Below are 19127 nucleotides of genomic sequence, written 5' to 3' on the forward strand. Positions count from 1 at the left end.
CGGTACTGTCGGCGGCGATGGAAAAGACCCTCATCGTGACCAACGACTTCCCGCCGCGGCCGGGCGGCATCCAGTCGTTCGTGCACGGCATGGCGCTGCGGATGGACCCCGGGAAGGTCGTGGTCTACGCCTCGACCTGGCGCGACGGGAGCGAGGTCGCGGCGTTCGACGCGGAACAGCCGTTCACGGTGGTGCGGGACCGGACGAAGATGATGGTGCCGACGCCGCGAGTGACCCGCCGCGCCGCGGAGTTGCTGCGCGAACACGGCTGCTCGTCCGTGTGGTTCGGCGCGGCAGCGCCGCTCGGGCTGATGGCACCCGCGCTGCGGAGGGCCGGCGCGCGGCGGTTGGTGGGCACCACGCACGGCCACGAGGCGGCGTGGGCGCAACTCCCGGCCAGCCGGCAGCTGTTGCGCAGGATCGGCGAGGGCACCGACGCGCTGACCTACCTGGGGGAGTACACCCGGTCCCGGATCGCCGCCGCGCTCACGCCCCAGGCGGCCGCGCGGATGGTCCAACTGCCGCCCGGCGTCGACGAGAAGGTCTTCCACCCGGGCCCCGACGGCCCCGTGCTGCGGGCCCGGCTCGGGCTGGCCGACCGGCCGGTGGTCGTCTGCGTGTCGCGCCTGGTGCCGCGCAAGGGCCAGGACACCCTCATCCTCGCGATGCCGCGCATCCTCCACGAGATCCCCGACGCGGTGCTCCTGATCGTCGGGGACGGGCCGCACCGCGCGGAGTTGGAGAAGCTGGCCGCGCACACCGGGGTCGCCGCGGCCGTACGGTTCACCGGGAGCGTGCCGTGGTCCGAACTGCCCGCGCACTACGGCGCGGGTGATGTGTTCGCCATGCCGTGCAGGACCCGGCGGGGCGGGCTGGACGTCGAAGGGCTCGGCATCGTCTACCTGGAGGCGTCCGCGACCGGGTTGCCCGTCGTCGCCGGCGACTCCGGAGGGGCGCCGGACGCGGTCCTCGACGGGGAGAGCGGGTACGTCGTCCGCGGCGGCTCCCCCGAGCAGACCTCCTCCCGCGTTCTCACGCTCCTGCGCGACCCGGAGTTGCGGCGTTCCATGGGGGAGCGCGGGAGGCGCTGGGTCCACGAGGAGTGGAGGTGGGATCTCCTCGCGAACCGCCTCCAGTCCTTGCTCTAGCTCCCGCCGGACCTCGCCGCCGCGACGGTCTCTGTCTCGTACTCAGCTGCAGCCCGGTGACCGGTTGCCCGCGCAGTTCCCCGCGCCCCTGGTTGGTGCGGGTCCCTCCGCGAAAACAGGGCAACCACCAAGGGGCGCGGGGAACTGCGCGACGAACCACAGCGGACCGCAAGGTCCCGTGTCAACAGGACGGGGGCACCCCGGGGGGACCGGGGCACCGCCCTACGCGGAGTAGATCGCCTCGATGTCCGCGGCGAAGTCGCGCGCGACCACCGCCCGCTTCAGCTTGAGGGAAGGGGTGATGTGTCCCGACTCCTCGGTGAACTGCCCCGGCAGGATACGGAACTTGCGGACCGACTCCGCCTTGGAGACCGCCGCGTTCCCCTCGTCCACCGCGTGCTGGACGGCCGCGAGGAGATCCGGGTCGGTGGCGAGCTCCCCCGACGTACGACCGGACTTGTGGTGCTGCTCGGCCCAGCGCGGCAGGAACTCCTCGTCGAGCGTGATGAGCGCCCCCACGAACGGCCGCCCCTCACCGACCACCATGCACTCCGCGACCAGCGCATCCGCACGGATCCGATCCTCGATCACCGCGGGCGCGACGTTCTTCCCGCCGGCGGTGACGATGATCTCCTTCTTGCGGCCGGTGATCGTCAGATACCCGTCGCTGTCGAGGGTGCCGAGGTCCCCGGTGTGGAACCAGCCGTCGGAGACGGCGTCCTGCGTGGCCGCGTCGTTGTTCCAGTACCCGGTGAACAGGTGCTCGCCGTACAGCAGGACCTCGCCGTCGTCGGCGATCCGCACGGTGGAGCCGGGCAGCGGCTGCCCGACCGTACCGATCTTCGTCCGGTCCCACGGGTTGAACGCGGTGGCCGCGCAGGACTCGGTGAGGCCGTAGCCCTCCAGGACGGTGAAGCCGATGCCCCGGTAGAAGTGGCCCAGCCGCTCGCCGAGCGGCGCGCCGCCGGAGATCGCGTGGGTGGCGCGGCCGCCGAGCACCGCGCGCAGCTTCGCGTAGACGAGCCGGTCGAAGACGCGGTGCGCCAGCCGCAGTTTCATCCCCGGCCCGCCGGGGGTGTCCAGCGCCTTGCTGTACGCGATCGCGGTGGCCGCGGCCTGGTCGAAGATCCGGCCCTTGCCGCCGGCCTGCGCGGTGGCGCGGGCGGTGTTGTAGACCTTCTCGAAGACCCGCGGCACCCCGAGGATCAGGGTCGGCCGGAACCCCTGGAGGTCGTCGGTGAGGTTCTTGATGTCGGGCACGTGGCCGAGCCGGATCGGCGCCATCACGCTGGCCACCTCCACCAGCCGGCCGAAGACGTGCGCGAGCGGCAGGAAGAGCAGCACCGAGGAGTTCCCGGTGCGGAAGAGCGGGCCCAGCCGCGCCACCACGTTGCCGCACTCCGCGAAGAAGCTGCGGTGGCTGAGCACGCAGCCCTTGGGGCGGCCGGTGGTGCCCGAGGTGTAGACGATGGTGGCCGGGGTGTCGGCGCCCGCGGCCGTCGAGCGCTCGTCGACCACCGTGTCGGCGATGTCGGTCCCGGCGTCGACCAGACCCCGCACCGCGCCGGCGTCGATCCGCCAGACGTGCTTGAGCTGCGGCAGCCGCTCCCGTACGGACTCCACGGCCTCCTCGTGCGGCTGCGACTCCACCACCACCGCGACGGCCCCGGAGTCCGCGAGGATCCACTCCACCTGCGACGCGGACGACGTCTCGTAGACCGGCACGGTCACCGCGCCCGCGCTCCAGATCGCGAAGTCCAGCAGCGTCCACTCGTAGCGGGTCCTGGACATCACCGCGACACGGTCGCCGGGCTCCACCCCCGAGGCGATCAGGCCCTTCGCCACGTCCCGCAGCTCCGCCAGGAACTCGGCCGCCGTGACGTCCTGCCAGTGTCCGGCGGAGTCCTTGCGGCCGATGACGGGTGTGTCCGGATGCTGTGCGGCATTGCGGCGGACCAGGTCCGTCAGGTTGCCGTCCGCGGGGACCTCGTACAGGGCCGGAAGGCTGAACTCACGCAAGGCTGCTGCTCCTCATCGGTGCCACGCCGCACCCGGAGGGATGGTGTTGGACGGCGAGGACGTTACCCATCGGTACAGCTCCCGCGGTAGGGGGGCCGGACAGATGTTTTCAGCGTCACACACCGAGCATAGGGTGACGGCATGCGGGTTCACGTGGTCAGTGACGTACACGGCGCGGCCGAGGCGCTGGCCTCGGCCGGAGACGGTGCCGACGCGCTGGTCTGCCTCGGGGACCTCCTGCTCTTCCTCGATTACGCCGACCACTCCCGAGGTATTTTCCCCGAGCTCTTCGGCAAGGACAACGCCGACCGCATGGTCGACCTGCGCACCGCGCGGCGCTTCGACGACGCTCGCGCGCTGGACCAGGAGCTGTGGGCGGGCCTGGACCGGCCCGCGCTGATCGAGAAGGCGGTCCGCAAGCAGTACGCGGAGCTGTTCGCCGCCTTCCCCACCCCGACGTACGCCACCTACGGCAACGTCGACGTGCCCACCCTGTGGCCGGAGTACGCCCGTCCCGGCACCACCGTCCTCGACGGCGCCACCGCGGAGATCGGCGGCCGGGTCTTCGGCTTCGTCGGCGGCGGGCTGCCCACCGCGATGCGCACTCCCTACGAGGTGGACGAGGAGGCGTACGCCGCGAAGGTCGCCGCGCTCGGCAAGGTCGACGTGCTGTGCTCGCACATCCCGCCGGCCGTCCCCGAGCTCTGCTACGACACCTCCGCCCGGCGGTTCGAGCGCGGCAGCGAGGCGCTGCTGGAGGCCGTGCGGTCCGTCCAGCCGAAGTACGCGCTCTTCGGGCACGTGCACCAGCCGCTGGTGCGCCGCACCCGGATCGGCCGCACCGAATGCGTGAACGTCGGCCACTTCAACCACACGCACGCCCCGTGGGCGCTGCAGTGGTGACCTGCCACGGGGCGCGGCGCGATAGCCTTCCCCACGTCGAGCAGGTCGAGCAGTACGAGCGCTATCAGCACTTTCAGCAGCTGCACCAGTAGTCCGGAGGGCCACGGCGATGGCGGAACACACGAGGTCGAGCATCACGATCGAGGCGGCACCGGCCGCTGTCATGGGCGTCATCGCCGACTTCGACCGCTATCCGGAGTGGACCGGCGAGGTCAAGCAGGCGGAGGTGCTCGCCACCGACGACGACGGGCACGCCGCGCAGGTGCGGCTGGTGCTCGACGCGGGGGCGATCAAGGACGACCACACCCTGGCGTACGAGTGGATCGGCGCCAACGAGGTGCAGTGGTCGCTGGTGAAGTCGCAGATGCTGCGCACCCTCGACGGTTCGTACGCGCTGGCGCCCCTCGACGGCGGCGCCCGCACCGAGGTGACCTACCAGCTCACGGTCGACGTGAAGATCCCCATGCTCGGGATGATCAAGCGGAAGGCCGAGAAGGTGATCATCGACCGGGCGCTGGCCGGGCTGAAGCAGCGGGTGGAGTCCGGTGACGCGGACCGGCCGGCCGCTGCCGCGGAGGCCGAGTCCGGCAAGTCGGTCTGACGGTGGCCGCGGTACGCACCCTGCTCGTCACCGGCGCCTCGGGTGCCGGACGCACCACCGTCGCCACGGCCGTCGCGACCGCGGCGGCCGGCGCCGGCCGACGGACCCTGCTGCTCACCCCCGACACGGTCGCGGTGGAACCCGCGCCGCCGGGCCTCACGCTGGGCCGCGTCGACCCGGCCGCCGCCTTCCGCGAGGGCGCGCTCGACGCGCAGAGCCGGATAGGGGCGCTGCTCACCCTGCTCGGCGCCGCGCCGCTGGACCCGGAGGAGCTGACCGAGCTTCCCGGCGCCGATCCGCTCGCGCTGCTCAGGGCGCTCCGGCACGCCCGGGTGCTGCCCGACCCGGACGGCGACGCGGCCGGGCCCTCCCCGTGGGACCTGGTCGTGGTGGACCTGCCCGCGGTCCGGGACGCGGTGCGCCTGCTCGCCCTGCCCGAGCAACTGCGACGCTACCTGTGGCGGTTGCTGCCCGAGGACCGGCAGGCCGCCCGCGCGCTGCGCCCGGTCCTGGCCCAGCTCGCGGGTGTGCCCATGCCCGCGGAGTGGGCGTACGACGCGGCGGCCCGCGCCGACCGCGAACTGGCCGCCGTGCAGGCGGTGATCGAGGATCCGGGGACGGCCGTGGCGGTCGTCGTCGACCCCGGGGCCCGGGGGCGGGAGGCGCTGCGTACGGCGCGGACCGGGCTGGCGCTCTACGGCCACCGGCTCGCCGCGGTCGTCGCCAACCGCCTGCTGCCGACCGGCTCGGCCGATCCGTTCCTCGCGGGGCTCTCCGGGCAGCAGCAGGCCGAGCTCAAGGGTGTCGCGGAGAGCTGCGCGGCCGACGGGGTGCCGCTGGTCGAGCTGGCGCATCTCGGGCGGGAGCCGCGTACTCCTGCGGAGTTCGCCGAGCTGGGGTCCGTGCCGATCTCCGGGGGGCCGGAGCGGCGGGAGGAGCCCTGGACGGTGGAGGAACGACTCGCCGCCGAGGGGCACTTCCTGTGGGTGCTTCCGTTGCCGGGGGCCTCGCGGGAAGGGCTCGACCTCGTCCGGCGCGGGGATGAACTCGTCGTCGACGCGGGTGGGTTCCGCCGGATCGTCCCGCTCCCGTCGGCGCTGCGCCGCTGCACGGTCCAGGGCGCAGCCCTCCGCGAGGGTTCCCTCCGGGTCCGCTTCACCCCCGATCCTGCTCTTTGGCCGCGCTGAGCTTCCTCCGTGGTGACGTTCACTCTCCCCTGCGGGTGCCCCCGCCCGGGGCTGGGTGCCCTTGCGGGCGGAGGGTGCTTTGAGGGGGCGCGGGGAACTGCGCGGCCAGCCACGACGGCGCTGCCGGGGGTCCGCAGGCTCAGCCCTCGCGGTGGTGTTGCCGGACCACCGGTCGGTGGTGGGTTGCTCGCGCAGTTCCTCGCGCCCCTGGTGGTTGCTGTTGCCCGCAGGGGTGTCCTACCGGGCGAAGGGTGACCCCCAGGGGCGCGGGGAACTGCGCGGCCAGCCACCTTCGTGGCGCGTCGGGCCGCAGGCTCAGCCCCCGCGGTGGTGTTGCCGGACCACCGGCCGGTGGTGGGTTGCTCGCGCCCCTGGTGGTTGCTGTTGCCCGCAGGGGTGTCCTACCGGGCGAAGGGTGACCCCCCAGGGGCGCGGGGAACTGCGCGGCCAGCCACCTTCGTGGCGCGCCGGGCCGCAGGCCCAGTCCCCGCGGCGGTGTTGCCGGACCACCGGCCGGTGGCCGGTTGCTCGCGCCCCTGGTGGTTGCCGTCGCCCGCAAGGGCACCCCGCGGAGCGGGAGGCGGGGGAACCGTCCACCGGGGGGTGGTCCCGGAACGGGGAGTACGGACCACCGTGGAGGGTCCGCTCAAGCACCGCAGGTTCAGGTACCGTCGAGGGGGAGCCTCCCGGAGTTTGGAGCCGATCATGAGCGAACCCAAGGACCGTCCCGAGGCGGACGCGTGGGCGAAGGCCAGCGCGGAGGACATCGCCGGCGAGCACGCGCGGCGCAGAGCGCAGGCCGGCCAGGTACCCGGCTCCCCGGCGGACGAACTGCGCCGTCTCGCGGAGGCGGTGGGCGACGTCGTGTCGGAGCGGCTGGCCACTCTCGGCAACCCGGCGGTGCAGCTGGCCGCCCAGGGCGTCATTTCCCAGGTGCGTTCCGTTGTCGAACCCATCAAGAACCGCAACCCCGAGCTCTTCGACCACCTGAGCACCGCAGGGGCCGAACTCCTGGCGGCTTACCGCTCCGCAGTGGCCGGAGCGGAGGCCCGCTGGACTTCGGGCACGGGCTCCTCGCGTTCAACCGCTGAACACATCGACCTCGATTGACCCCCTCTCCGGTACGGTTCTCTTAGCGGGGATCGACCGAAAACTGAGGGACACATGGGACTCACCATCGGCGTCGACATCGGCGGCACCAAAATCGCGGCCGGAGTGGTCGACGAGGAAGGCTCGATTCTCGAGACCGTCAAGGTGCCGACTCCTTCGTCTCCCGAAGGCGTCGTCGACGCGATCGTGGCGTCGGTACGCCAGGTCAGCACCGGTCACCAGATCGAAGCCGTCGGCATCGGTGCCGCCGGCTACGTCGACGACAAGCGCGCCACCGTGCTCTTCGCGCCCAACATCAACTGGCGGCACGAAGCACTCAAGGACAAGGTCGAACAGCGCGTCGGCCTGCCCGTCGTGGTGGAGAACGACGCCAACGCGGCGGCGTGGGGCGAGTACCGATTCGGCGCCGGACAGGGCCACTCCGATGTGATCTGCATCACGCTCGGGACGGGTCTCGGCGGCGGCATCATCATCGGCAACAAGCTGCGTCGCGGCCGGTTCGGCGTCGCCGCCGAGTTCGGTCACATCCGTGTGGTGCCCGACGGCCTGCTGTGCGGCTGCGGCAGCCAGGGCTGCTGGGAGCAGTACGCCTCCGGCCGCGCCCTGGTGCGCTACGCGAAGCAGCGGGCGAACGCCACCCCGGAGAACGCCAAGGTGCTGCTCGCCCTCGGCGACGGCAGCCCCGAGGGCATCGAGGGCCGGCACATCAGCGCCGCCGCCCGCCAGGGCGACCCGGTCGCGATCGACTCGTTCCGGGAGCTGGCCCGCTGGGCCGGTGCGGGACTGGCCGACCTCGCCTCGCTCTTCGACCCGTCCGCGTTCATCGTCGGCGGCGGCGTCTCCGACGAGGGCGAGCTCGTCCTCGACCCGATCCGCAAGTCGTTCCGGCGCTGGCTGATCGGTGGGGAGTGGCGGCCGCACGCCCAGGTGCTGGCCGCGCAACTCGGCGGCAAGGCCGGGCTGGTCGGGGCGGCGGACCTGGCCCGCCAGGGCTGATCCACCCCGCCGGACCCGGATCGCAGCGGACCGTTTCCCACAGGACGAGGGCACAGCGCGAGTGGAAGATCTGCCGAGTTCCGCCACGGAGCCAGGGGGCTCGGCGGTCATCCGCGTGCTCAGCTACAACGTCCGCTCGTTGCGCGACGACACGGCGGCGCTGGCCCGGGTGATCCGTGCCTGCGCCCCCGACCTCGTCCTGGTCCAGGAGGCCCCGCGGTTCTTCCGATGGCGCAAGGCCGCGGCCCGCCTCGCCGAGTCCACCGGGCTGTACTACGTGACCGGCGGTGCGCCTGCCGCCGGCCCGATGGTCCTCGCGTCGCTGCGGGCCGAGGTGGTGCGCACCCAGGACATCCTGCTGCCGCATACCCCCGGGCTGCACCAGCGCGGCTTCGCCACCGCCGTGCTGCGGGTCGGCGGCGCCCGGTTCGGCGTGCTCAGCGCCCATCTCAGCCTGAACGCCGACGAAGGCGCCGAGCAGGCCCGGCTGCTGCTGCGCCACCTCGACGCCCTCGGCGAGCCGTACGCGATCGCCGGCGGCGACCTCAACGACCGTCCGGGCGGACGGGCGTTCAACCGCGTCGCCGGTTCGCTCCAGGACGCCTGGGCCACCGAGCCGTGGGGAGCGGAGTTCACCTCGCCCGCGGTCGCACCGCGGCAGCGCATCGACGCGCTCTTCGCCACCCCGGGGGTCGAGGTGCTCGGCGCCGGCGTTCCCGTGGACCTCCCGGGCGTCACCCGCACCGACCTGGCCTCGGCGACCGACCACCTCCCGGTGCTGGCCGCCTTCCGCGTCCCCGCCCAGCCGCCCGCCGGGTCACCCCCGGCAACGCCGGCGACCCCGCAGTACTAGACGACGGCGCCGCCGTCGGGCCGGTCGTCGTCCTCGTCACCGGTACGCATCCGGGCGACCAGCGTGGCGAAACCGCCGAGGAACCCTCCGACGCCGACCAGGATCACCCACCAGGCGAGGTCGAGCTGGAGGAGGACGAAGGCGAGCAGGAGCAGCGGCCCGCCGAGGACCGCGATCCAGGCGAACTTGGTGGTGACGTCGGCCTCGGGGAGTGGCGGCGGCTCCGGCGGGATGTAGTGCGCGTCCTCGTCGTCCTCCTCCAGCTCGTAGTTGCGCGGGCCGGCGATCACCGGATGGATGACGATGCTGCGGGTGGGCGGCGGGTTGACGGCCGCCGGGTCCTCCGCCGGGGGCGTCTTCGGCGGGTCCGGCGTCACGTTCTCGGCCTCGGGCCAGGACGCCTCACCCGGCTCGGGGTCCTCGTCGTACCCGGCGACCAGGGCGGCCCAGGCGGCCTCTTCGTCGAGGGGCGCGGCTCCCTCGTCCTCGCGGTCGGCGTCAGCCACCGGCGGTGACCTCCTCGGGTGCCGTGGGCGCGGACAGCCGCTGGATGAACTCGTAGGACTCGCTGAAGATCCGCTCGGCGTCGTGGTCGAGGGTCGCGACGTGGTAACTGCGCTCCAGGACCCGCTCGGTGACGTCGGTGGAGGAGACCTTGCCCAGCACGAGCGCGGAGTTGGACGGGTGCACCACGTGGTCGACCCTGCTGTGCAGGAGCAGCAGCGGCTGGGTGACCTGCGGCAGAGCGGCGCGCACCACCGGCCAGAACCCGGTCAGGGAGTGCAGCGCGCGCAGCGGCACGCGGGAGTAGCCGAGCTCCGCGCCGCCCTCGCGGGCGATGTCGCTGGCGATGCCCGGCGCGGACGGCAGGATGTGCCGCAGCACCGGAACCGCCTTGATCTGGACGCCGTCGGCCTTCACCGACGGGTTGACCAGCACCAGACCGCTGATCGCGGTGCCGTGCTTCTCGGCCAGCCGCAGCGCCAGCGTGCCGCCCATGGACAGCCCGCACACGAACACCCGGGAGCAGGTGCCGCTCAGCACCCGCAGCTCGCGGTCCACCTCGGCGTACCAGTCGGGCCAGCCGGTGGCCTGCATGTCCCGCCACCGGGTGCCGTGCCCGGGCAGCAGCGGGACGGACACGGTCAGCCCGCGTTCCGCCAGGTACTCGCCCCACGGGCGCATCGACTGCGGGGTGCCGGTGAAACCGTGGCAGATCAGGACGCCGGTCCCACCGCCTGCATGGCGGTACGGTTCGGCTCCGGGCATGAGCGGCACCGTGCATCTCCTGTTCAACGACGCGTACGCGGGTACACGGAAGTCGGACGTTCAGCGTACGCGGACCCGATCCCCAGGGGTAAGCCCCACCGGGCCCCGCGCGGGTTAAGGTCATCGCGACGGCAACAGGAGGCCCCGTTGTTCTACGGCGCGATGAAGATCGTTCTCGGCAAGCCGATCAAGGCTGTCTTCCGCCCGTGGGTGGAAGGAATGGAGAACATCCCCCGTGAGGGACCGGCGATCCTCGCCAGCAACCACCTGTCCTTCTCGGACTCCTTCTTCCTGCCCTCCATGCTCGACCGCAAGGTCACCTTCATCGCGAAGGCGGAGTACTTCACCACCCCGGGAGTCAAGGGAAAGCTGACTGCCGCGTTCTTCAAGGGCGTCGGGCAGCTCCCGGTCGACCGCTCGGGCGCGCGGGGGGCCGGCGAGGCCGCGATCAAGAGCGGGATAGCGGTACTCGAACGGGGCGAGCTGTTCGGGATCTACCCCGAGGGCACCCGCTCGCCCGACGGCCGCCTCTACCGGGGGAAGCCGGGCGGGCTCGCCCGGGTCGCCCTCGCGACCGGTGCGCCGGTGATCCCGGTGGCCATGATCGACACGGAGAAGGTCCAGCCGGTGGGCCAGGTCATGCCGAAGCTCTCGATCCGCCCGGGGATCCGCATCGGCCGGCCGTTGGACTTCTCCCGCTACCACGGGATGGAGCACGACCGGTTCATCCTGCGCTCGATCACCGATGAGGTGATGTACGAGATCATGAAGCTGTCCGGGCAGGAGTACGTGGACATCTACGCGACCGCGGCGAAGCGGATGCTTGCGGAGCAGGGGCAGGCGGAGAAGGGGCAGGTGGACCCTCCGGCTGACGCGGACGCGTAAGTCGCGGGACCCTCTGTTCGAGGGGGTTTTCGGGGCGCCGCCGTGACGGTTCCCGTTGCCGGCCGGCTTGCGCCCGGCTCGTGGTTGCTCGCGCAGTTCTCCCCCGGAGCTTCGCCTGGGAGGATCCCCACGCGCCCGCGCGGGGGGCGGGTTGCTTCGCGAAAAGGGGGGGTTGTGGCGGCGAGGATGTCCGTGGAGCAGCCGTTGTGGCGGGCGTTGCTCGCCTACCGGGTGCTGACGTGCGGCTACGCGGTGGCGTTGTACGTGCATGCGTACGGCGAGCTGCGGCATCCGCTGCCGGGGGGCGCGTACATGGCGCTGCTGGCGGTGTGGACGTTCGCGACACTGGGCCGGGTGCGGAACGCGGAGCGGTGCACGCGGGCGTTCCTGGTGCTGGACCTGTGCATCGCGGTCGGTGGGATCCTGCTGACCGCTCTGGTGGACGCGCCCGCGCGGATAGAGTCCGGCGCGTTCACGCTCCCGTCGATCTGGACCGCGGGATCGGTGCTGGCGTGGGCGGTGAAGGGCGGCTGGCGCTGGGCGGCGCCGGCCGCGTCGGTGGTCGCGGCCGCGGACCTCGTCGAGCGCGGCACCGCGAGCCCGGACACCATGCACAACCTGGTGCTGGTCTGGATCGCGGCGATCGCGATCGGCTACGTGGTGGAGGTGGCCCGGGCGAGCGAGCGCACCCTGGCCCGGGCGCTGCAGATCGACGCGGCCACCCGGGAGCGGGAGCGGCTGGCCCGCGACATCCACGACAACGTGCTCCAGGTGCTGGCGATGGTGCAGCGCCGGGGCGACCAGGCCGGCGGTGAGGCCGCGGAACTCGGCCGGCTGGCCGGTGAGCAGGAGGTGGCGCTGCGCTCGCTGATCTCGGGCACCCCGCCGCCGCCCGAGGCCGTCGCGGACGGCGGCGCCCCCGGGCCGGACGGCCCGCCCGACCTGCGGCTGCTGCTCGGCCGGTACGCCTCGGGGCGGGTGACGGTGTCGGCGCCGGGCACGCCGGTTCCGCTGGACCCGTACGCCGCGGCCGAGTTGACCGCGGCGGTCGGCGCGGCGCTGGACAACGTGCGGACCCACGCCGGCGAGCAGGCGCACGCCTGGATCCTGGTGGAGGACGAGCCGGACGCGGTGCTGGTGACCGTGCGGGACGACGGCCCGGGCGTCGCGGAGGGCCGGCTCGACGCGGCGGCGGACGAGGGCCGGCTGGGCGTGGCGCAGTCCATCCGGGGCCGCCTGCGCGACCTGGGCGGCAGCGCCGAGGTGTTCTCGGTGCCCGGCCAGGGCACGGAGGTGGAGCTGAGCCTGCCGAAGCCGCGGACCGGCGCCGTACCGTCCGCGCGGGCGCGTACCGGGGCCGCGGCCGACGTCCCGGTAGCCTCGGCGGTACGCAGCGAACCGGCCGGTGCCGACGCCGGCCGGACCGAAGGGGGACCCACGCCATGACCCTCGGCACCGCCGAGCACGCCGGGCCGGACCGGCCCGTGACGGTGATGGTCGTCGACGACCATCCGATGTGGCGGGACGCGGTCGCCCGCGATCTCGCCGAGGCCGGTTTCGAGGTGGTCGCCACCGCCGGCGACGGCCCCGGGGCGATCCGCCGGGCCCGCGCGGCCCGCCCGCAGGTGCTGGTGCTGGACCTGAACCTGCCCGGCGCGTCCGGGGTGCAGGTGTGCAAGGAGGTCATGGCGCACGACCCGGCGCTGCGGGTCCTGGTGCTGTCGGCCAGCGGCGAGCACACCGACGTGCTCGAAGCGGTCAAGTCCGGTGCGACCGGCTACCTGCTGAAGTCCGCCGGGCGGGACGAGCTGGTGGACGCGGTGCGCCGCACGTCGGCCGGCGACCCGGTCTTCACCCCGGGCCTGGCCGGGCTGGTGCTGGGGGAGTACCGCCGGCTCGCGACCGAGCCGCAGCCGGAGAAGTCCGACGAGCCCGCCGCGCCGCGACTGACCGACCGCGAGACGGAGGTGCTGCGGCTGGTCGCCAAGGGCCTGAGCTACCGGCAGATCGCCCAGCGCCTGGTCATCTCGCACCGCACCGTCCAGAACCACGTGCAGAACACCCTCGGCAAGCTCCAGTTGCACAACCGCGTGGAGCTTGTCCGATACGCGATCGAGCGGGGCCTCGACGACGGGGCGGACGACCGCACGGGCGGCGACATGTGACCCAAGTCACGCTAGCTTGGCGGAGGTTGCACATCCGGCACAGCGGGCTTGCGACGAAGGGAAACGTCCATGCGGGTCGGAGTCCTGACCGGCGGCGGAGACTGCCCCGGCCTCAACGCGGTCATCCGCGGCATCGTCCGTAAAGGCACCCAGGAATACGGCTACCACTTCACCGGCTTCCGCGACGGCTGGCGCGGCCCCCTCGAAGGGGACACCGTCCGTCTCGACATCCCCGCCGTGCGCGGCATACTCCCGCGCGGCGGCACCATACTCGGCTCCTCGCGCACCAATCCGCTCAAGGTCGAGGGCGGCGCCGACCGGGTCCGGCGGACCCTGGCCGAGGAGGACGTCGACGCGCTCATCGTGATCGGTGGCGAGGACACCCTCGGGGTGGCCGCCGAACTGTACGAGCGGCACGGCATCCCCTGCGTCGGCGTCCCCAAGACCATCGACAACGACCTGTCCGCCACCGACTACACCTTCGGCTTCGACACGGCCGTCAACATCGCCACCGAGGCCATCGACCGCCTGCACACCACCGCCGAGTCGCACATGCGGGTCCTGGTGGTCGAGGTCATGGGCCGGCACGCCGGCTGGATCGCCCTGCACTCCGGCCTGGCCGGCGGCGCCAACGTCATCCTCATCCCGGAACGGCGCTTCGACATCGACCAGGTCTGCGCGTGGGTCGAGAGCCGGTTCAAGATCCGTTACGCGCCGATCGTGGTGGTCGCCGAGGGCGCGATGCCGCGCCAGGGCGACATGGTGCTCAAGGACGGCACCCTCGACGCGTTCGGGCACGTGCGGCTGTCCGGCATAGGGGAGTGGCTGGCCCAGCAGATCGAGAAGCGCACCGGCAAGGAGGCGCGCACCACCGTGCTCGGCCACGTGCAGCGCGGCGGCACCCCCAGCGCGTTCGACCGGTGGCTCGCCACCCGGTTCGGGCTGCACGCCATCGACGCGGTCCGGGAGGGCGACTTCGGCACGATGGTCTCGCTGCGCGGCACCGGCATCGTGCGGGTGCCGATCGGCGACGCGACCGCCCGGATCAAGACCGTCGACCCGGCGCTCTACGCGGAGGCGGAGGTGTTCTTCGGCTAGGTCCTGCCCGCATGTCGCACCTTCGGGTTCCGCCTGGTGAGGGCGGTGCGGACGGGGTGATCCGCGGTGCTTGCCGTGGGCCGCCGGTGGGCCCTACCATCCGTGCACCCGGCACGTCCGGACACGTGGGGGTTTCCCCTCTCGTCTTCGTCCCCACCTTTTTTGAGCACCTGAGGAGCGCCCGGTATGACGGGTGTTGTGGGAGGGCACGCGGTGCCCGTACTCGCGGTCGCCGGCGGCACCGCTTCCGGCAAGTCCACCCTCGCGGAGGCGCTGGCGCGGCGCCATCCCGCGAGCGTCGGCCTGGTCCACCTCGACGACTTCTACGTCCCCGCGCATGATCCGCGGCGCGGGGTGCGGACGTTGAGCGCGACCGGGGCGGAGACGCTGGACTGGAACCACCCCGGTTCCATCGACGAGGATGCGGTGGCCGCGGCGATCGAGGGGATGGCCTCCGGCGGTCGGTACCGGTTGGTTGTCGTGGAGGGGCTGTTCGCGCTGACCCTGGGCACGGTGGCCGAGCGGGCGACCTGGCGGGTGTACGTCGACACCCCCGACGACATCCGGCTGGCCCGGAAGATCCTGCGCAAGATCGAGGTGTTCGGGCAGGATCCGGGGGTGTCGCTGCGGAACTATCTGCTCAGCGGGAGGGAGCGGCACGCGGAGTACGTGGCTCCCGCGCGGGAGCGGGCGGATCTGGTGCTGGACGGGACGGTCCCCGAGGGGGAGTTGCTCCGCGCAGTGGAGTCCTTGCTGGGCCCGCTCCCCGCAGCCACGGTCCCCGTCTGACCCCTCCCCCGGGGCGGGGTTGCCCTTGCGGGCGGAGCGTGCCCTGCCCCTGTGCGGGGTTGCCCTTGCGGGCGGAGGGTGCCCCTTCCCTGGGCCTGGGTGCCCTTGCGGGCGGAGGGTGCCTTGCAGGGGCGCGGGGAACTGCGCGCTCAGCCACGTTCGTGGCGAGCCGGGCCCGCAGGCCCAGCCCCCGCGGCGGTGTTGCCGGTCCACCGGCCGGTGGCCGGTTGCTCGCGCCGTTCTCCCCCAGCCTGGCGGCTGGGAGGTGCCCCCACGCGCCCCTTGGTGGGCACCGTTCTCCCGCAAGGGCCCGCCCGGGGGCTAGGGGCGGAAGAGGGTGGGGGAGAGGTGGGTGAGGAGGTCGGAGAGGAGGGCCGCTCCGGTGAGGGAGAGAACGGACTCCGGGTGGAACTGGATCCCGGCGAAGCCGGGACCGCGGAGGGCGTGGAGATCACCCGTCGCGAGGTCCCGGCTCAACTCGACCCCGTGCATCGCCAACTCCTCCGCCGCATCGGCATCGCAACGTGCGGTGAAGGTGTTGTAGAAGCCGACCGTCGTACGGGTACCGAAATAGTCGATCACCTCCTGCGCCCCCTGAGCCGGCCGCTCCTTGCGGACCAGGTCGACCCCGAGCTCCGCCGCGATCAGCTCGTGCCCGAGGCACACCCCCAGCAGCCCGTGCGCGTGGTCGCGGACCAACTCCGCGGTGAGCCCCCGCAGGAACCGCATCTTCGCGTCCGCGGTGTCCGACGGGTCGCCCGGACCCGGGCCCAGCACCACCGGGCCGGGGTGGGCCAGCGCCGCCTCCCGCAGCCCGGGCTCGTCGTAGCGGCGTACGGCGACACCGCGGCCGCCGGAGCGCAGCACGTGCGCGAGCATCGCGGTGAAGGTGTCCTCGGCGTCGACCACCAGCACCGGCGCCGCATCCGTCGTCGCCGGGGCCGGGTCGGACGCGGTCCGCATCCGCAGCCAGAACGGGGCGAGCCGGGCGCGCCGGGCGTCGAGCGCGGCCCGTACCCGGATGTCCTCGGCCAGCCGCGGGCGCGGCGCGGGCTCGCCGGTGGGCCGCGCCGGCGCGGAAGGGGCGAGCACCCCGAGCGCGGTGAGTACCCCCGCGGCCTTCGCGTGCGTCTCGGCGACCTCCGCCGCGGGGTCGGAGTGCCGGACGAGCGTCGCGCCGACCGGCACCTTCAGCGTGCCGCCGGGGGAGATGTCGGCGGTGCGGATCAGGATCGGCGAGTCCAGCGTCTGCGCGCCGCCGGTGTCCCGCCCGATCAGCGCGAGCGCGCCCGCGTAGTAGCCGCGGCCGGCGCCGTCCCGCCCGCGCGGCTCGTACCGCTCGATCACCCGGCAGGCGTTCTGCACCGGCGAGCCGGTGACGGTCGCGGCGAACATCGTCTCGCGCAGCACGTCCCGCACGTCCTTGGTGGAGCGCCCGCGCAGCTCGTACTCGGTGTGCGCGAGGTGCGCCATCTCCTTCAGCCGCGGCCCGATGACCACACCGCCCAGGTCGCCGACCGTGCACATCATCTTCAGCTCCTCGTCGACGACCATGGTCAGCTCCTCCACCTCCTTCGGGTCGTGCAGGAACTCCAGCAGGCCCTCGGCGGACGGCCCCTGCGCGGGGTAGCGGTAGGTGCCGCTGATCGGGTTCATCACCACGGTGCCGCCGGCCATCCGCACGTGGACCTCCGGGGACGCGCCGACCAGCGTCCGCTCGGGCGTGTGCACTGTGTAGGTCCAGTACGCGCCCCGCTCGCCGCGCAGCAGCCGGGCGAACAGCGTGAGCGCGGCGGCCGGGCCGAAGTCCGGCACGAAGCCGTGGAAGGTGCGCCGGATCACGAAGTTGGCACCCTCGCCGCGGCCGATCTCGTCGTCGATCACCCGCCGCACGATTCCCGCGTACGCGTCGTCGTCCACGTCGAACGCGCCGTTCTCGACGCGTACGTCCCGCGCGCCCGGCAGCGCCTCCAGCACGGGCAGCACCTCGTCGAGCGGCAACTCGTATGCCTCCTGCGGGCGCAGCACGGCCAGCGGGGTGCCGTCGTCGTACACGTCGAAGCCGCGCTCGCGGATCTGCCGGTACGGCACCAGGGCCAGCGCGTCGGTGACCGGTGCGTCGGGGGTGCCCGAGGGGAGCGGGATGCCGGCGAGGGTGTCGACGTGCTCGACCGGGCCGAGCAGCACCTCCACCACGTCCTGCGGCCGGCCGGGCGTCCGGCGGTGCAGCAGGGCGAAGGCGGGGCAGCCGGGGGCGAGCAGGCGCTCCACGAGCCGGGCGGCGGTGAGGGGCGCGGGGCCGGAGGGCGGGGTCAGGGGCACGGCGGGTCTTCCTTCCATGACGGGTGGGAAGGGCGACCGGGCCGGGAAACACCGAAGGCCGCCCCTGGGGCGGCCTTTCGCGAAGTGGATCTGCGCGCGATGTCTAACGGGCCGCCGGAGAAGCGGTCCGCCAGCAGGTCTGCTGGGTGGTGCGGGAGATCATCGCGGTCACGTGCCCGACCCTACCGCACCCGGCGGCGGTGGTCCGTATCGCGCACATGGATGTCTCATCCACTGAGCGGCCGGATCCCGGGCCTCCGCGACCCCGTAGTGTGGGGCCCGTGAGCGTGAATGCCGATACCCACGCCGGGGCGCGTACCTGGCAGTCTCTTCCCGCGGCGCAGCAGCCCGAGTGGCCCGACCCCGAGGCACTGCGCGACGTCGTCGCGGAGCTCGCCTCGTATCCGCCGCTGGTGTTCGCCGGCGAGTGCGACCAGTTGCGCAACCACATGGCCGCGGTGGCCGAGGGCAAGGCGTTCCTCCTCCAGGGCGGCGACTGCGCCGAGGCGTTCGACGCCGTGGGCGCGGACCAGATCCGCAACAAGCTGAAGACGCTGCTGCAGATGGGAGCGGTGCTCACCTACGCCGCCTCGGTGCCGGTGGTCAAGGTCGGCCGGATCGCCGGGCAGTACAGCAAGCCGCGCTCCAAGCCGACCGAGACCCGCGACGGCGTCACCCTGCCGACCTACCGCGGCGACTCGGTCAACGGCTTCGAGTTCACCGCCGAGGCCCGCATCCCGGACCCGCAGCGGCTCAAGCGGATGTACCACGCCTCCGCCTCCACGCTGAACCTGGTGCGCGCCTTCACCACCGGCGGGTACGCCGACCTGCGCCAGGTGCACGCCTGGAACCAGGACTTCGTGAAGTCCTCGCCCTCCGGGCAGCGGTACGAAGCGCTGGCCCGCGAGATCGACAGCGCGCTGAACTTCATGGCCGCCTGCGGCACCGACCCGGCGGAGTTCCGCACGGTGGAGTTCTACGCCTCCCACGAGGCGCTGCTGCTGGACTACGAGACGGCGCTGACCCGGGTCGACTCGCGCACCGGCACGCTCTACGACGTGTCCGGGCACATGGTCTGGATCGGCGAGCGGACCCGGCAGCTCGACGGCGCGCACATCGAGTTCGCGTCGAAGATCGGCAACCCGCTCGGCGTGAAGCTGGGCCCGAACACCACCCCGGAGGAGGCGATGACCTATGTCGAGCGCCTCGACCCGGACCGCACGCCCGGGCGGCTGACCTTCATCGTGCGGATGGGTGCGGACCAGGTACGGGACAAGCTCCCGACGCTGGTGGAGAAGGTCACCGCGTCCGGCGCCCGGGTGGCGTGGGTGTGCGACCCGATGCACGGCAACACCTTCGAGGCCGCCTCGGGCCACAAGACCCGCCGCTTCGACGACGTCCTCGACGAGGTCAAGGGCTTCTTCGAGGTGCACCACGCCCTGGGCACCCACCCCGGCGGCATCCACGTCGAGCTGACCGGTGACGACGTGACCGAGTGCGTCGGCGGCGGCGACGAGATCTTCGTCGACGACCTGCACCAGCGGTACGAGACGGCATGCGACCCGCGGCTCAACCGCAGCCAGTCCCTCGACCTGGCGTTCCTGGTCGCCGAGATGTACCGGGGCCAGTAGGCCCGGGCACGCGGCGGGCCATGCCCGGCCACCCAGCTCACGCCCGGCCGCGCAGGACGGGCCGGGCACGCCGGAAGGGGCGCGGATCACACCGATCCGCGCCCCTTCCGGCTTTTCTTCCCCCGGGCGCACTGGGTAAGGTAAGGATTAC

At 72.9% G+C, this 19127-nt stretch carries 17 protein-coding genes; 13 read left to right on the forward strand and 4 right to left on the reverse strand.

Annotated elements, in window-relative coordinates; translation table 11 throughout:
* Nucleotides 1-17: 17 nt before the first annotated feature.
* Nucleotides 18-1148 (forward strand): glycosyltransferase family 4 protein, encoded by a 1131-nt coding sequence (locus C4U44_RS02460; RefSeq protein ID WP_103883871.1) that lies wholly within the window; start codon nt 18-20, stop codon nt 1146-1148.
* 222 nt (nt 1149-1370) lie between these two features.
* On the opposite strand, the gene C4U44_RS02465 is transcribed toward C4U44_RS02460, so the two are convergent.
* Nucleotides 1371-3167, reverse strand: a complete 1797-nt coding sequence (locus tag C4U44_RS02465; protein ID WP_103883872.1) for an AMP-dependent synthetase/ligase — start codon at nt 3165-3167, stop codon at nt 1371-1373.
* A gap of 141 nt (nt 3168-3308) precedes the next feature.
* On the opposite strand from C4U44_RS02465, the gene C4U44_RS02470 reads away from it, so the two are divergent.
* The 6 genes from C4U44_RS02470 (at nt 3309) to C4U44_RS02495 (ending at nt 8817) form a co-directional block, all read left to right on the forward strand.
* Entirely contained in the window at nt 3309-4070 is a 762-nt protein-coding gene (locus C4U44_RS02470) for a metallophosphoesterase family protein (RefSeq protein WP_103883873.1), read from the forward strand.
* Nucleotides 4071-4179: 109 nt separating this feature from the next.
* Nucleotides 4180-4671: an SRPBCC family protein gene (locus C4U44_RS02475; protein WP_103883874.1), complete on the forward strand. Its 492-nt coding sequence runs from the start codon at nt 4180-4182 to the stop codon at nt 4669-4671.
* 2 nt (nt 4672-4673) lie between these two features.
* Nucleotides 4674-5858 carry an ArsA family ATPase gene (locus C4U44_RS02480; protein WP_103883875.1) on the forward strand — a complete coding sequence of 395 codons (1185 nt, stop codon included), beginning with the start codon at nt 4674-4676 and terminating at the stop codon, nt 5856-5858.
* Between the two features lie 705 nt (nt 5859-6563).
* Nucleotides 6564-6968: a DUF5304 family protein gene (locus C4U44_RS02485; RefSeq protein WP_103883876.1), complete on the forward strand. Its 405-nt coding sequence runs from the start codon at nt 6564-6566 to the stop codon at nt 6966-6968.
* Nucleotides 6969-7022: 54 nt separating this feature from the next.
* Nucleotides 7023-7964, forward strand: coding sequence for an ROK family glucokinase (locus tag C4U44_RS02490; RefSeq protein WP_103883877.1), 942 nt, complete (start codon nt 7023-7025; stop codon nt 7962-7964).
* Nucleotides 7965-8025: 61 nt separating this feature from the next.
* Nucleotides 8026-8817, forward strand: a complete 792-nt coding sequence (locus C4U44_RS02495) for an endonuclease/exonuclease/phosphatase family protein (RefSeq protein ID WP_103883878.1) — start codon at nt 8026-8028, stop codon at nt 8815-8817.
* Here the strand turns inward: C4U44_RS02495 and C4U44_RS02500 are convergent.
* Nucleotides 8814-9323 carry a hypothetical protein gene (locus C4U44_RS02500; protein WP_103883879.1) on the reverse strand — a complete coding sequence of 170 codons (510 nt, stop codon included), beginning with the start codon at nt 9321-9323 and terminating at the stop codon, nt 8814-8816. The genes C4U44_RS02495 and C4U44_RS02500 overlap by 4 nt on opposite strands.
* On the reverse strand, nt 9316-10095 hold the full coding sequence (locus tag C4U44_RS02505; protein ID WP_103883880.1) for an alpha/beta hydrolase: 780 nt from the start codon (nt 10093-10095) through the stop codon (nt 9316-9318). Before C4U44_RS02505 ends, C4U44_RS02500 begins: the two co-directional genes overlap by 8 nt.
* A gap of 138 nt (nt 10096-10233) precedes the next feature.
* On the opposite strand from C4U44_RS02505, the gene C4U44_RS02510 reads away from it, so the two are divergent.
* The 5 genes from C4U44_RS02510 (at nt 10234) to C4U44_RS02530 (ending at nt 15023) form a co-directional block, all read left to right on the forward strand.
* Nucleotides 10234-10971: a lysophospholipid acyltransferase family protein gene (locus C4U44_RS02510; RefSeq protein WP_200823108.1), complete on the forward strand. Its 738-nt coding sequence runs from the start codon at nt 10234-10236 to the stop codon at nt 10969-10971.
* A 186-nt stretch (nt 10972-11157) separates the two neighbouring features.
* Nucleotides 11158-12417 (forward strand): MacS family sensor histidine kinase, encoded by a 1260-nt coding sequence (macS, locus tag C4U44_RS02515; protein ID WP_103883881.1) that lies wholly within the window; start codon nt 11158-11160, stop codon nt 12415-12417.
* Nucleotides 12414-13136, forward strand: coding sequence for a response regulator (locus C4U44_RS02520; protein WP_103883882.1), 723 nt, complete (start codon nt 12414-12416; stop codon nt 13134-13136). The genes macS and C4U44_RS02520 overlap by 4 nt, the downstream gene beginning before the upstream one ends.
* Before the next feature lie 69 nt (nt 13137-13205).
* Nucleotides 13206-14234: a 6-phosphofructokinase gene (locus tag C4U44_RS02525; RefSeq protein ID WP_103883883.1), complete on the forward strand. Its 1029-nt coding sequence runs from the start codon at nt 13206-13208 to the stop codon at nt 14232-14234.
* 186 nt (nt 14235-14420) lie between these two features.
* The gene (locus C4U44_RS02530; RefSeq protein WP_103883884.1) at nt 14421-15023 is read left to right on the forward strand and encodes a uridine kinase family protein; all 603 of its coding nucleotides are present in this window, start codon (nt 14421-14423) and stop codon (nt 15021-15023) included.
* Between the two features lie 321 nt (nt 15024-15344).
* On the opposite strand, the gene C4U44_RS02535 is transcribed toward C4U44_RS02530, so the two are convergent.
* On the reverse strand, nt 15345-17363 hold the full coding sequence (locus C4U44_RS02535) for an anthranilate synthase family protein (protein ID WP_103883885.1): 2019 nt from the start codon (nt 17361-17363) through the stop codon (nt 15345-15347).
* Between the two features lie 263 nt (nt 17364-17626).
* Between C4U44_RS02535 and C4U44_RS02540 the strand changes: the two genes are divergently transcribed.
* Nucleotides 17627-18976 (forward strand): class II 3-deoxy-7-phosphoheptulonate synthase, encoded by a 1350-nt coding sequence (locus C4U44_RS02540; RefSeq protein ID WP_103883886.1) that lies wholly within the window; start codon nt 17627-17629, stop codon nt 18974-18976.
* The last annotated feature ends 151 nt before the right edge of the window (nt 18977-19127 follow it).

Origin of the sequence: Actinacidiphila yanglinensis (assembly GCF_900107965.1) — a bacterium.
Classification (GTDB): Bacteria; Actinomycetota; Actinomycetes; order Streptomycetales; family Streptomycetaceae; genus Actinacidiphila; species Actinacidiphila yanglinensis.

What these genes read in the sequence shown, in the direction of transcription:
- C4U44_RS02525 (WP_103883883.1), top strand. Translation starts at nt 13,206, where the DNA reads ATGCGGGTCGGAGTCCTGACCGGCGGCGGAGACTGCCCCGGCCTCAAC.
- C4U44_RS02460 (WP_103883871.1), top strand. Translation starts at nt 18, where the DNA reads ATGGAAAAGACCCTCATCGTGACCAACGACTTCCCGCCGCGGCCGGGC.
- C4U44_RS02530 (WP_103883884.1), top strand. Translation starts at nt 14,421, where the DNA reads ATGACGGGTGTTGTGGGAGGGCACGCGGTGCCCGTACTCGCGGTCGCC.
- C4U44_RS02535 (WP_103883885.1), bottom strand. Translation starts at nt 17,363, where the DNA reads ATGGAAGGAAGACCCGCCGTGCCCCTGACCCCGCCCTCCGGCCCCGCG.
- macS (WP_103883881.1), top strand. Translation starts at nt 11,158, where the DNA reads ATGTCCGTGGAGCAGCCGTTGTGGCGGGCGTTGCTCGCCTACCGGGTG.
- C4U44_RS02520 (WP_103883882.1), top strand. Translation starts at nt 12,414, where the DNA reads ATGACCCTCGGCACCGCCGAGCACGCCGGGCCGGACCGGCCCGTGACG.
- C4U44_RS02475 (WP_103883874.1), top strand. Translation starts at nt 4,180, where the DNA reads ATGGCGGAACACACGAGGTCGAGCATCACGATCGAGGCGGCACCGGCC.
- C4U44_RS02470 (WP_103883873.1), top strand. Translation starts at nt 3,309, where the DNA reads ATGCGGGTTCACGTGGTCAGTGACGTACACGGCGCGGCCGAGGCGCTG.
- C4U44_RS02485 (WP_103883876.1), top strand. Translation starts at nt 6,564, where the DNA reads ATGAGCGAACCCAAGGACCGTCCCGAGGCGGACGCGTGGGCGAAGGCC.
- C4U44_RS02490 (WP_103883877.1), top strand. Translation starts at nt 7,023, where the DNA reads ATGGGACTCACCATCGGCGTCGACATCGGCGGCACCAAAATCGCGGCC.